Origin of the sequence: Snodgrassella gandavensis, assembly GCF_914768025.1 — a bacterium.
Lineage (GTDB): Bacteria > Pseudomonadota > Gammaproteobacteria > Burkholderiales > Neisseriaceae > Snodgrassella > Snodgrassella gandavensis.
This window is the reverse complement of sequence record NZ_CAJZCE010000015.1, coordinates 13862-27110: the sequence shown is the minus strand read 5'-3', so window position 1 is coordinate 27110 and position 13249 is coordinate 13862. Positions and strand designations below refer to the sequence as shown.

Sequence of the window (13249 nt, the reverse complement as noted above, 5' to 3'; positions counted from 1 at the left end):
TGCATAATCTGAAAGAAATTAATATGGTGAAAGAATCACGCCCCAATACTTATAATCGTATTATTGATGCCAGTCTGAAGTTGTTTAATGAAGAGGGTGAGCGTAATACCAGTACCAATCATATTGCTTCTTATCTGGGTATCAGTCCAGGCAATCTGTATTATCACTTTCGTAATAAAGATGAAATTATTATGCAGTTGTTCAAGCGCTACAGTGAGGAACTGTTGTGCTATCTGCAACAGGCCAAAATGCCACAGGACACGGATGCTATTAAGTATTATATGTTTGGTGTCTATGATGTGATGTGGAAATACCGTTTTCTGTTTAGTGATTTGAATGCGATGCTGTCGCGTAGTGCTGAGCTGCTGGGTGAACACAATAATTTCACCCGGATACAGGTGTCGCCATTGCTGCAAAAGCTGTTGCAGCAGTTGACAGATATCGGATTTATTCAGACAGATGAAATTGCTCGCAAGGAGTTGGCGGTTAATATCTGGCTGATTACTAAATACTGGTGTGACTATGATAATGCTCTGTATGAACGCAAGCTGACTGAAGCCTCGAAATTTCGCGGTACATACCAAACGCTCACGTTGTTGCGCCCATATGTTGCACCTGTTTTTCGTGAAGAATTTAGTCGTATGATGGCTGATTTACGTAATCAGGTGTAAACGTTAAAACCAGTTTGATTCAGGCTGAATGGAACTGGTTTTGGCTGTTTAATTCGAGATTTTTATATCAGGGTGCAATCTGTCTGACCAGTTAGCTTTTGCTTGTCTATTCGGTCAATACGCGCTGATAACTTTTCGATTCAGCGTTTCTCTTACTGTGGTTTTATCAGTAAAATAAAATTTTTGCTTTCAGTAAGGTCTATATGCTGGGTACGAATGATTTCGCTATCCGGCCAGTTCTGTTGAAAATCATATTCCGCTGCCAAAGTTTCCTGTCAGATCAGGCAGGAATGAGGCGGCTGGCTCCCATTTTGATACTTTCAAAGCGGCAGGCAGCCAGTTGCTGCTGTACACAGGCTGCGGCCAGCAGTTGTGGTGGTTCATCCAGTGGTTCATCGGCCAGCTCAAAAGCGCCCCAGTGGATACCAACGGCCTGACGACATTGCAATATTTTAAAAATAGTTACTGCCTGTTGTGGGTCGATGTGCTGATTGTGCATAAACCAGCGCGGCGCATAGGCACCTATCTGGATGGCAGCCATGTCTATGGGGGCAAAATGTTCAGCTATCTGCCGGAACATTATTTCGCTGAAACCGGTGTCACCACTGAAATAAGTACTGCTGCCCTGAGGCGTTTGCATTATCCAGCCACACCACAGGCTACGGTTGCGGTCGAAGATGCCGCGCTGGCTCCAGTGGTGTGCCGGTACGGCATGGAACTGAATATCTTTAATGCTTACCTGCTCCCACCAGTCCAGTTCAATTACGTTGTTAACGCCCAGTTTTTGCAATGTGTTTTTCAGGCCTAACGGCACAACGGCTGTAATGGCCGGAAAACGGGCAGCCAACTGGCGGATACTGTCTTTGTCCAGATGGTCGTAATGGTTGTGAGACAAGGCAATAACGTCAATGGGCGGAAGCTGGGCAATGCTGGCTGCCGGCTGGGTGCGGCGTTTCGGGCCGGCAAATGTCACTGGTGATACCCGCTGGGAGAATACTGGGTCGGTGATAATCGTGCATTGCTGCAAACGCAGTAACAATGTGGCATGACTAATCCACCACAGGCGGTTGCCGCTGAGGGTAAAGTCTGGTGTCTGATGCCAGTGGCGAGCGAAGTGCTCATAGCCCTGTTGCGGTGGTTTGGGCAAGTGTTGAATGCATCTTTCCCAGCTCCAGCGCCAGACCTCAAGTTGTTTGATGACCGTGGGTTCCAAATTGCGGAAGCCATAGGGTGTATGGTGGGTTTTCGCCGGATTGTAGTATGGATTTTTTGTTTTAAATAGCATTATCTGTTGTCTTTAGCTGATACAGCTATAGGGGCGATGGATTGTTATCGCGGGCTGTGGATTTGAGGAGGTCTTCAGCCTGTTTGCTACACTGATATGTGTATTTTAGCTTAATTTCATCTTGCTAGAATGTGTACTGGGCTTTTGCTGCGCAGTAGCGGCGATTTGGAAATCAGGATTTTGGCTGCATCAAATGATTTGTTCCTGTGTTAGGATAGGGGAATTATATTGGTGCAAAAATGAAGTTAGGCTAATAGCTGTATTGATTGTCGGTTTTTTTAGTCAATGTTAATATGCAGTTTATTCTTTGCCAGATGCCTGTTTTTATAGCTGAGGGGATATATAAATGAGGAAACTTTTACTGGTATTTTTATGTTTGTTTTTGGCAAGCTGTGTGCTGCCGGTTAAACCGGAAGATAAGTTTAAAACCGGCGATTATATCGGCGGCGTGAAAATTCTGGCTACTAATTTTAATGCAAAAAGTCAGAAGCTGGAACAGCAGAATAAACCATGGAAGGACAAGGATATTCTGTATTTGCAGGCTACAGTCGGCAATCTTACTCAAATGGCACAGAAAAATATTCAGGAGGCTGTGGCAGCAGATTATGATACACGGATTAAGAACTATCAGTTGTTGCTGGCGCTGAAAACTGAGCTGGAAGAAAAAAGCTACAGTGCGTTTATTGAGCAATATTTAGGCCAGTATACGGTGGATGGGCTGAAGGAATCTTTGGCGATACAGTTTTACCAGCAGGCCAGTGCTATTGTGGCGACTAATAGTAGTGATTATCTGCGTAAGGCCAAGTTATATCGTCAGGGCTATGAATATTTTAATTATAAAGATATCTATAAGCGCGCTGAGGATAATCAGAAATTGTATTATAAAACCGCGGCACAGGAATTTTATGCTGAGGCGCAGGCGGATGTGAGAGAGCGTAATTATAAGCAGGCAGCAGTAAATTTCCGCAAGGCGCATGATGTTTATCTGCCTTTAGGTAATTATAAGGATAGTGCTAAACTGGCTGATATTTATGAAAAAAAATGGCGCACTATTGAGGCGGAAAGTCAGTATCAGCGGGCGCAGGCTATTGTGCGCAAAGCAAAACATTTGAGTGAATACCGTGAGGCAGCCAGTTTGTTCAGTGCAGCCAGTGAGGTATACAGTCCTTATGGTAATTCATATAAAAATGCAACTAAACTGGCTGATGTTTATGCACGTAAGGGGCAGGTACAGATATTTGTCCGCGGCAATAGCTATCTGGCTGACCATATCCGCTCTGCGCTGCAAAAAAATTATGTGAGTTTTGTAAACAGTGCCAGTGCGGCTAATCTGGTAATTGATGTGAGTATGACGCGTGGCCAATTTCAGCAGTATAAAGAAAATATTGAAACCCGTGACAAGCATGAAAATCTAAGGGTGGGCACGAAGCAGGTGGCTGATGATAATGGCAATATGGTGGATCAGGCCGTTTATGAGGATTTTTATTTTAAACAGTATAGTGTGAAGACGGTTAATGAGGCGGAAATGGTGGCGGAAGTGCATTCCAGCGGGCTATATGATTTAAATCGTCACTACAGTGCAAAAAGTACCTCATCGCAGACTTATTACTGGTTTGATGGCCATGTGCCGAGAAAGTATACGGCTTTTACTGAAGGTAAACTGCTTGGCCGTGAAGAGCAGTTTGATCAGGCGCGTGAAAATCTGTGGTCTCAAATGCGGGGCGATTTTTATGAGATGAGTAGGGTGCTGGCTAATCTGTAGCACGGAGATAACGGCCACCTTTAAATTGCCGGATGTTTGCCCACACAGCTTACAGATGATGGTGTGTATTGAGGTCTGAGGCTGACAGGGTTTTGGTTGGTGATAACTTTGATAGCGATAGCCGCTGAAAGCAGGTGTTACCGTTTTTTATACAGAATTTTTAAGTCAGTATACGCTAACTGGGTGCAAGGAATTTCTGGTGCGCTAGTTTTTCCAGCAGGTCAATTCTCATTGTGGGCGCTAACGGGGATGTTTAGCTGCGCAAGACCCAATTATTCCGTTAGGGTTTTGGAATATTTGCTTATGCAGAATTCTGATTAGAAAGCATTTGTGTATTAATTCTTAGGATGTAATTTTGAATTTAATAGTGAACTTAGATTGGCTATGTAAGCAATCTAAGTTTTTTAGGTATCAGCCAACTATGTGTGATTACTTTAGTCATTGTTAAACATGTAAACAGACCCATCCTGCCATGTGCCAATATAGTAACGATTGTTATGAAAAGCTAATGCAACTGCACCAGGTAAAGATGAAACTATTGTGCTTACTGTTTTTGTTTTCACATCAACTTTTCGTACCATATCAGCACCGTTGTCAATTACGGCCACCATATTTGGCGCAATAGTAACGATACCTACGCCGGGGCGCTTGAAGTCTGCACCTAATTCGGTCTGCTTACCATTGGGCTGGATTAAAGTCAGGCGGCCACTATACTGGGAAACAACCAGACTGTTGTCAGGTAATTGTGTTACACCAACTGGTGTGGATAATCCTTGTGCCACAATTTCTTTGCTGCCACTTTTTAAATCCAGAGCAATAATTTCCCCACTTGATCGGTTAGTAATCAGTAATTTTCCTGAGTTAGAAAAAGCAATGCCTGTTGGCGTGTGGTAGCCATCTGAAATTTTTTGAGATTTTCCGTTGGCGGCTATTTTTAAAATATAATTATCATGATATGAGGAGATGTAGATATTATCATCAGTATCAATCGCAATGCCGGCAGGAGCAGAAATATTTGTATAAATGGTTTCATGCTCACCATTGGCTTTAATTTTAATAATTGAGTGACCAGACCAATTGGTGACATACATTGTGCCTGTGCTATCAAATGCAATACCCGTGGGTGCTTTAAAAAAAGTGCCTACTGTTTTTAATTGTTTTGCAGTACTTGCGCTCGCATTCAAAGAAGTTTCCTTGGTTGTTAATCTGGTTATATCAGCTTTGCCATATAAATATAAAGTGCATAAGATGAGAAAAATAAACGCAATGGCATATAAAAAGTTTTTTTTCATTATGAGTACCTTGCTAACTGCTAAATTAATATAAGACTGATTCCATAGTATTCTGATGGGTTGAAGCGGTATTGATATAATCAGCGTAATCATTTAGGTGCTTAATGAAATGCTGTTTAATGTCAGTCGGTTGGTGTAATAAGTTGATTTGTTGTTCGATAAATACAAAATTATTATGCGGTGGAAAAATTTTTCTGCCTGATAGCAGAGTGCTAACTTACTTTTTTTCTAAATGTCATTAAAAATGATTGTTTTATTATTTGTGTCATTATTTTCTCTGTAGTTTTTTCTGGGTTCATTGGGGGGTGAAGCTGTTAAAGAGCGTACACTGAAACCGGAAAATACTGAAATACTAAATTAGTGATATTAAATAAGTATTAAAGGCCAGCAGCTAATTTGATTAATGAAAAATTGATCTGTCTATTTTTTCTGTTCACCTGTCTGTGGCTGTTGTCAGCTTGCTTGGGAAAAGTTAGATGATGGCTATTTTTTTGCTTAATTTGTTGTTTGTATTTATGGTTATATAGATAATAAAGGTAACTATTATGTTGGAGCTGGTCATCATAGGATGGTAGCAGCAATGAAAATCTATAAGATAACAGGAGATGCCTCTTATATTAAAAAATTAATAAATAATGTGAGATGGACGCCAATAGATAAACCTCCAGCAGATATGAGACCATTGCCAAAAAGGAAAAATTAATATGAATAAATGTGACATATATAAAGAAATGTTAGGATTTGCATTATCGTATATTAGAAATGTTCAGTCTCAAAATGCATTTAGAAAGGCGAAAGATATATCATGTTTTTATGAAGCTGAATTAGTTCATAATATTATGATTAGTATTTTAGAAAAAGATTTTGAAGAACATGATATATGGTTTTTAAATCATCAAGCTAAGTTTTATTATGATAATTGTAATGAAGACATATCCCCAAATTATCGAGGGCATATAGAAAGAATAAAGAAATTATTTGAATTGGTTCCTTATCAGCTAAGAAATAAATTAATATGGAGTGGACCTAAATAAGAATCTATTTCTTGCTGGTGGCAGATAATGTTTGATAAACAAAAATTGATGGATGATTATTGGTTTTTTGATGACACTTGTCCAGCAGAAGCTGTTTAGGTTAATGATGATGCTTCTTTAGAATGGACTTAACTTGTTGGCGACCCTATCCTAAATTTTGTGTATTTTCAGTTAAAGGTGACAGTTAACTCTGTCACCAAATTCTATATTTTGCCCGATCTTGAAATCTCACTTTAACCGATTCATCTTGCGTACTTTCCAGCAAATAATCGCAGATGACATTCAATGATTAGTTATTCAATTTAGGATCTTACAAGATTATAAAACTATACTGTACTTTATTTGTTCCATCCCCCCTGTCAAGTGATAAGCCGTTATTGAATTCTAATAAAATGAAACGGTATAGAATCCTGAATTATTTTTACAAAATAACCGCCCACAATTAACGTCGGAAGGGGCATTATTATCGGGTAAAAAGGTCACGGTGCTAGCGAAGAAGGATATAGGAAACTCCGGGACGATATTAGGTAAAAACCGAGTTGCCTTATTAGGCCATAACGTCAATAACCAAGGTCTGATTGATGCGGGTGCTATTATCATTCAAGCTAAAGATAGCATTCACAGCAGTGGCAAGTTAAAAATGGTTTGATAAATAATGGTTTGTGTTGCTATGCCTGTACTGATGCTATATTCAGACTGTGGATGGTTAGGTAAGTAATGACTTACATGATGGGAGCAGGTTGATATATCCGGCTGGTTTGTGTTTTTTCATGCAAAAGTTGATGTAGTTTGTGATGCGGTGAAACGAAGTAAATTATAATCGTTAGGGATAAAGTAAGTGCAGCAGTTGCTGCTGGTGTTATTTAAACGAAAGGGATAGTTATGTCGCAATTTTTGCTGGTACCAACTGGAAATCAGACAAGCCTGACTGCGGTAGGCTTGGGTGTGGCACAGGCTTTTGTGCAAGCCGGACATGTACCGCTGTACTTTAAACCAGTTGTTGCAGATGTGACTGCGGATAATACAGCTACGCTGGTGCAGGCTGTATTGCAGCAGAATTTGCCTGCGTCGCAGTCGCTGACTAGTCTGGATGAGCGTGTGTATCAGGGACAGGTAGATGATGTGGTAGAAGAGTTTGTTGCCACTTTCCACCAGATGGCTGAGGCCAAGCACGATGTGGTGGTAGTTGAAGGTGCTGTACCTGAAGCCGGCCGGACTTACCTGCCAGCACAAAATGTGAAGATTGCGGCAGCACTGAATGCACGGGTGATTCTGGTGGCCGCAGTAGCTGAGCAAACGCCGGCTGCGGTGGCTGCTCAGTTGCAACTGGCTTTGCATGATTATGCACATGGGCATACTGAAATCAGTGGCTTTATTTTAACTGCTGATGCCCAGACTGCACCGGCAGCCGGTTTTGTTGCTGAAGTGCAGGCTGCACTGGCGGCACACGGTAAAAAGCTTGAATGTATTGGTGTGGTTACTGCTGTAGAGGCAGGTGTAGAGGCTGCTCAGGCTCAGGACGCGGCCAAAGCTATAGCTGCCCAGTTAAATGCCGAGTTGCTTTGCGGGGAGCTGGCTAAACCGGTAGCGGAACATTTGGCACCGGCAGCATTCCGCTATCAGATGATGGCACGTGCCCGTGCTGCGAATAAACGTATTGTTCTGCCTGAAGGTAATGAGCCACGTACTATTGCTGCGGCAGCCATTTGTGAAAATAAAGGTATTGCCCGCTGTGTGCTGCTGGCAAAAAAAGCTGAAGTGGAGGAAGTGGCGCAGGCGAAAGGAATTACTTTACCGGCCTCGCTGGAAATTATTGACCCTGACAGTATCCGTGAACGCTATATTGCACCAATGGTTGAATTGAGAAAGAGCAAGGGGCTGACAGCGGAACAGGCTGCTGAACAGTTGCAGGATACGGTGGTTCTGGGCACTATGATGCTGGCCACAGGTGATGTGGATGGTCTGGTATCCGGCGCTGTACACACTACAGCCAACACCATCCGTCCGGCTTTGCAGTTGATTAAAACTGCTCCGGGTGCCAGTCTGGTTTCCAGTGTATTCTTTATGCTGATGCCGGATCAGGTGCTGGTATATGGTGACTGTGCGGTAAACCCGAATCCTACTGCTGAGCAACTGGCTGATATTGCTATTCAGTCGGCGGATTCTGCCAAAGCATTTGGTATTGAACCAAAAGTGGCGATGATTTCTTATTCTACTGGTTCATCCGGTAGTGGTGCCGATGTGGAAACGGTTACTGCTGCTACTAAACTGGCACAGCAAAAACGTCCTGATCTGCATATTGACGGACCTTTGCAGTATGATGCGGCCAGTGTGCCGAGCGTGGGCAGACAGAAAGCTCCTGACAGCAAGGTGGCCGGTCAGGCAACGGTATTTGTATTCCCTGATTTGAATACTGGTAATACAACTTATAAGGCAGTACAGCGCAGTGCGCATGTGCTGAGTGTTGGACCGATGTTGCAGGGTCTGAACAAACCGGTGAACGATTTGTCCCGTGGTGCCTTGATTGAAGATATTGTCTACACTATTGCTCTGACGGCCATTCAGGCAGTGCAGATGAGCTAACGGATTATTGCATCCGGTTTTGTAAGGTAGGGGCAGGTGATGGTTATGTCATCTGCCCGATTTTTTTGTTTATATGGCAAAAAAATTCGATAATCTGATTTTTTGTGCAATATTAATAACAATTTTTAAGAAAAATAAGATGATTATTGTCTTTTGTTGCTGTACTTTTACGGGCTATTGCCAAAACTGTGCTCATAAATTACAGTTTGTAACGCAGACATTTCGTCTGAAAAGGCCAAGAATACAGAGGCATAATCTAAAACTAGAGGATAAAGATTGTATTTAATACTCGCCTGCGGATTTTTGCAGGCGATTTATTTTTATCTGTTGTACTGTGTGGTTAAAAGTAATTTCAGTGTGTGCCGGCCGATGTTATTTATTGCCACTAATCTTGCTGTTTGTTGCGATTAATATTGTTTCGGGTATCTGTGCTGCTGAAGCGGGTCTGCTATTCTGATAAATGCATCATACGGTGAGTTTGAGCCTTGCGTTGGTTATTTTTAAACTTGCAGCACCAGTATGCTGAATTATTTTGATGGTGTGTTGTACCGGCGTTATCTGCTGCGGTGCAGTTATTGCTTATGATGTCTCTATTTGTTTGCTTTGTGCTTTTGTGGTGGTTGGTTGCTATTTATCTATTTAATTTTAATTAATACTTTGCAGGTTTATATTAAAGGCGATTAATTTTAGATCTATTCAGACTGCTGGCTGCTGTTGGCGCATAAATATTATGAGCTGGATTAAGGAATTTGTTTTTTTGCGAGATAGGTTCTGACAGTCAGATGTGCTTGCTGTTACATTAGGGCTGAGTTATTTTTTTAATGCCAGTTTGATGTGGGGTTTTTGTGCTTTGGTTTCTGGCGCAGATGGTTTACTGGCGGTGGCAATTTGTGCGAGCTGTGTGTCGGAGAGTAGACCGGACCAGTCTCCATTCAGATACCACTGTTCGCCGAAATCCTCGCAGGGATGAGGGATACGGATGCAGCCATTACCGCATTGCAGGTCATCGGCACGGCAGTATTTGTCGCAGCCCCAACAGATTCGTTCGGGATGTTTGGGATGTAACGGAAAAACCTTGGCCATGGTGGTGTATGCCTGTTATGAGTAATATGGGGGTTATACCTGCTGGGGTGGATTTGTTCAAGAAATGGATAGATGAGCGCTGTGTAATGTTTTGTGTGGATTAGTTGCTGGCGTTACAGAATGCAGGCCGATACGAACTGGATACAGATTCAGGTCAAGGAAAACAGGTGCACAATGAAACAATATGATGTTGCGGTACTGGGAGGTGGTTTATTGGGACGCCTGACTGCGTGGTTGTTGGCAGATCAGGGCTGTAAGGTGATATTGTTTAATGCTGGTAAGCGTAATGGTGAGGATGCTGCTGCTTTTGCTGCTGCCGCGATGCTGGCACCTACGGCCGAAGCGGTGGAAGCAACGCCGCTGGTGGTACAGCTAGGCTATGCCAGTCTGCCTATCTGGCGCCAGTGGGTGGATTCGTTTCCGACACCGGTATTTATGCAGCAAAATGGTTCGCTGATTGTGTGGCATCCGCAGGATCATGCTTTGGCCAAGCAGTTTTCCCAGCATTTGCAACGTGCCCATCAAGACAGCAGTGTCTGTCAGGTATGGCATAATCAGGAGATTAGTGAACACGAACCGCAGCTAGCAGGCCGTTTTCAGCAGGGGCTGTTTTTGCCGACGGAAGGACAACTGGATAACCGGCAAACTCTGCTGGCTTTGGCGGATGTGCTCGACCGGCAGCAGGTAAGCTGCCATTGGGAGCGCAGCAGTGATTTGGCGGAATGTGCTGCTCTGGCTCACTGGACGCTGGATTGTCGTGGCTATGGTGGCAAGGGTAACTGGAATAGTCACGGTCAAAGCCGTTTACGTGGGGTGCGGGGAGAGGTGTTGCGCCTGTATGCACCGGATATTGAGCTTCGCCGGCCGGTACGGGTATTGCATCCGCGCTATCCTATTTATATTGCGCCCAAGCAGAACAAGCTGTTTGTTATCGGGGCGACGCAGATTGAAAGTGAAGATGACAGTAATCTGAGTGTCCGCAGTGGTCTGGAACTGATGTCTGCTCTGTATACGGTTCATCCGGCTTTTGGGGAGGCTCGGATTCTGGAAAGTATGGCTGAGCTGCGCCCCACGCTTAATCATGAAAGCCCAGAAATTCGTTATGATATGCGGAATCGTGTTGTAGCGGTTAATGGCTTGTTTCGGCATGGTTTTATGATTTCGCCTACGGTGAGTATTGCTACGGTGCGTGTATTGCAGGCCTTAATGCAACAGCAGTCATTGCCTGATGCTCAGGCGTGCTATCACATTGGTGTTTTGCCACTAAATCAGAATAGGGAGGCAGATTGATGGATATTTGGGTTAATGATGATGTGATTGTTTTTGATGGCAGTACAGTGGCTGATCTGGTTGAGTATCTGATGCTAGAAGCGCCATTTGCTGTTGCGGTAAATACGGCTTTTGTCGCCAGAAAGCAGTATTCAAACTACTATTTGCAACCGCAGGACAAGGTAGACATTGTTAGTCCGGTAGTGGGTGGCTAGTATTTGGCTGCTGTGCTGATTTGTTTCTGAAAACCCTGTTTGAATACAGGGTTTTTTGCTGTTTAGCTAGTGGCGGTTTTTGCCTGTGTGTTTGGGTTTTGCTGATATTTTTGTTTCTGTCATTTTGATAAAACAGGTATATATTCTGTCTATAGATAAGTGGGCTATGGTTGGTCTGCTATTAAATTATTTTAATTTGTTTATTTTTAAATGAAATGATATTTTCTTCTAAAATATTTTCTAAAATAATGCTGGTTTGCTTATCAGTAAAATCAATGTTCTAATGGGTAAGGTAGCCATCCAGATTTTTGGTTAGTTTTATGTAAGCGGCTACGGAGGGATTTGAAGGGTAAATCTGTTTGAAGTTGTCTCTAATCTACATTTGTACTTGAGGTTATGTTGTTAATTAATTAATAAAGAATAATAACAATCATTATTATATGATAAGAGGAATGGAATTTATGTCTAATCTGTTTGCTCGCACGCAGCCTGCAAACCGCAATTATGTGGTGGCTTTTTTGGCCGGTATTATGGGTGGTGTGATTTCAGCTTTTGTGAAATCGGGTACGGAAGGGGTGTTGCCTCCACGTATGCCAGACCGGGTGGCTCCTACGGTTCAGATTATTCAGGATATGGGCATTGATATGCACGATATGGTTTACACCTATTCTGATCAGGTGATGAACTGGGGTGGTAGTGCGGTGCATATTTTATTTTCAGTTGTTTGGGCGGTGATTTACTGTATGGCCGCGGAGATTTTTCCTAAAGTTAAGCTGTGGCAGGGGCTGGCGTTTGGTATTGGGGTAACTATTCTGTTTCACGGCATGATGTTGCCGGTACTGAATCTGTCACCGGCATTATGGAATCTGCCGTTTGATGAGCTGTTCTCTGAGCTGATGGGTACGCTGCTGTGGATGTGGACGATTGAAGTTTTCCGCCGTGATTTGCGTAGCCGCCTGACCAGGAAACCAGACCCGGAATTTCAGTAAGCTTTGTCTGATTCTTGCCTATGCTCACGCTTTTGTATCCGCAATAAGCAGCAGTATTATGGCTGTTTCGGTATATGCCGGAGTATGGTGACAATAGCTAATGTTATTCTGTTCGGTGAAAATGGGTGCAAAGTTATTGTTCTGGTTATAAAATCTAACATTCTTTACTGCGGATGGTCTTTAATGCCGGCTATTTGGGAATATTGGTTAATGTTATGTGAAGAGGGGATGGCTTATGGCTTTGCAACTTTATGATGAGCAGTTTGATAGTCGTTTGCTGTTGGGTACCGCTGCTTATCCTACCCCGGAAGTACTGCGTGCAGCAGTAAGAAAGGCGCAACCAGCTATGATTACTGTAGCGTTGCGCCGGCAGGGCGCTACCTCGGCCAAGCATGGTCAGGGGCTATGGGGCTTGTTACAGGAGCTGGCTTTACCTATTCTTCCCAATACTGCTGGTTGTCTGAGTGAAGAAGAGGCGGTAACTACGGCTCAGATGGCGCGCGAAGTATTTGAAACTGACTGGATCAAGCTGGAATTGATTGGTGATGATGATACTTTACAGCCGGATGTATTTCAGTTGGTACGGGCGGCAGATATGCTGATTAAGGATGGTTTTAAGGTGTTGCCGTATTGTACGGAGGATTTGATTGTCTGCCGCCGTTTGCTGGATGTTGGCTGTCAGGCACTGATGCCTTGGGCTGCTCCGATTGGCACTGGTTTGGGACCAGTGCATGAATATGCGCTGCATGTGTTGCGCGAACGTTTGCCAGATACTCCGCTGCTGGTGGATGCGGGGCTGGGTTTACCTTCTCATGCAGCAAAAGTCATGGAGTGGGGTTTTGATGGTGTATTGCTTAATACGGCGGTTTCGCGCAGTGGTGATCCGGTGGTGATGGCAGAGGCATTTGCGCTGGCGGTTAATGCCGGGCGACTGGCTTATGAGGCGGAACCGGTGGTGCCACGCTATAATGCGCAGGCTTCTACGCCGCAGGTTGGGCAGCCGTTCTGGCATTATCCTGATTATGAGTAGTAAAAAATAAAGCGCGTAAGCGCTTTATTTAATGTT

11 protein-coding genes are annotated in these 13249 nt (G+C 43.5%); 8 read left to right on the top strand and 3 right to left on the bottom strand.

The annotated features are described in order from the left end of the window. Positions 1 to 17: 17 nt before the first annotated feature. Positions 18 to 671, top strand: coding sequence for a TetR/AcrR family transcriptional regulator (locus MJ764_RS09890; RefSeq protein WP_239326646.1), 654 nt, complete (start codon positions 18 to 20; stop codon positions 669 to 671). A gap of 280 nt (positions 672 to 951) precedes the next feature. Here MJ764_RS09890 and MJ764_RS09885 read toward each other — a convergent pair whose 3' ends face one another. Then, a complete protein-coding gene (locus tag MJ764_RS09885; RefSeq protein WP_239326598.1) occupies positions 952 to 1956 on the bottom strand; it encodes an MBL fold metallo-hydrolase in 1005 nt (334 codons plus the stop codon). A gap of 346 nt (positions 1957 to 2302) precedes the next feature. Here MJ764_RS09885 and MJ764_RS09880 point away from each other — a divergent pair, with 346 nt between their 5' ends. After that, positions 2303 to 3718 carry a hypothetical protein gene (locus tag MJ764_RS09880; protein WP_239326596.1) on the top strand — a complete coding sequence of 472 codons (1416 nt, stop codon included), beginning with the start codon at positions 2303 to 2305 and terminating at the stop codon, positions 3716 to 3718. A 434-nt stretch (positions 3719 to 4152) separates the two neighbouring features. Here the strand turns inward: MJ764_RS09880 and MJ764_RS09875 are convergent, their stop codons facing one another. Beyond that, positions 4153 to 5010 carry a Vgb family protein gene (locus MJ764_RS09875; RefSeq protein ID WP_239326594.1) on the bottom strand — a complete coding sequence of 286 codons (858 nt, stop codon included), beginning with the start codon at positions 5008 to 5010 and terminating at the stop codon, positions 4153 to 4155. Between the two features lie 704 nt (positions 5011 to 5714). Here MJ764_RS09875 and MJ764_RS09870 point away from each other — a divergent pair. After that, on the top strand, positions 5715 to 6044 hold the full coding sequence (locus tag MJ764_RS09870) for a zinc ABC transporter substrate-binding protein (protein WP_174828166.1): 330 nt from the start codon (positions 5715 to 5717) through the stop codon (positions 6042 to 6044). Positions 6045 to 6926: 882 nt separating this feature from the next. Continuing rightward, positions 6927 to 8627: a phosphate acetyltransferase gene (pta, locus tag MJ764_RS09865; protein WP_239326592.1), complete on the top strand. Its 1701-nt coding sequence runs from the start codon at positions 6927 to 6929 to the stop codon at positions 8625 to 8627. Between the two features lie 810 nt (positions 8628 to 9437). On the opposite strand, the gene MJ764_RS09860 is transcribed toward pta, so the two are convergent. After that, positions 9438 to 9710 carry a DUF3079 domain-containing protein gene (locus tag MJ764_RS09860; RefSeq protein ID WP_239326590.1) on the bottom strand — a complete coding sequence of 91 codons (273 nt, stop codon included), beginning with the start codon at positions 9708 to 9710 and terminating at the stop codon, positions 9438 to 9440. Positions 9711 to 9884: 174 nt separating this feature from the next. On the opposite strand from MJ764_RS09860, the gene MJ764_RS09855 reads away from it, so the two are divergent. The 4 genes from MJ764_RS09855 to MJ764_RS09840 all read left to right on the top strand — a co-directional run bounded on the left by MJ764_RS09855 (position 9885) and on the right by MJ764_RS09840 (position 13213). After that, positions 9885 to 11000 (top strand): FAD-dependent oxidoreductase, encoded by a 1116-nt coding sequence (locus tag MJ764_RS09855; RefSeq protein ID WP_239326588.1) that lies wholly within the window; start codon positions 9885 to 9887, stop codon positions 10998 to 11000. Next, entirely contained in the window at positions 11000 to 11194 is a 195-nt protein-coding gene (thiS, locus tag MJ764_RS09850; protein ID WP_239326586.1) for a sulfur carrier protein ThiS, read from the top strand. The genes MJ764_RS09855 and thiS overlap by 1 nt, the downstream gene beginning before the upstream one ends. A 461-nt stretch (positions 11195 to 11655) precedes the next feature. Then, positions 11656 to 12183 (top strand): YagU family protein, encoded by a 528-nt coding sequence (locus MJ764_RS09845; RefSeq protein ID WP_239326584.1) that lies wholly within the window; start codon positions 11656 to 11658, stop codon positions 12181 to 12183. A 235-nt stretch (positions 12184 to 12418) separates the two neighbouring features. Beyond that, positions 12419 to 13213 (top strand): thiazole synthase, encoded by a 795-nt coding sequence (locus tag MJ764_RS09840; protein ID WP_239326582.1) that lies wholly within the window; start codon positions 12419 to 12421, stop codon positions 13211 to 13213. The last annotated feature ends 36 nt before the right edge of the window (positions 13214 to 13249 follow it).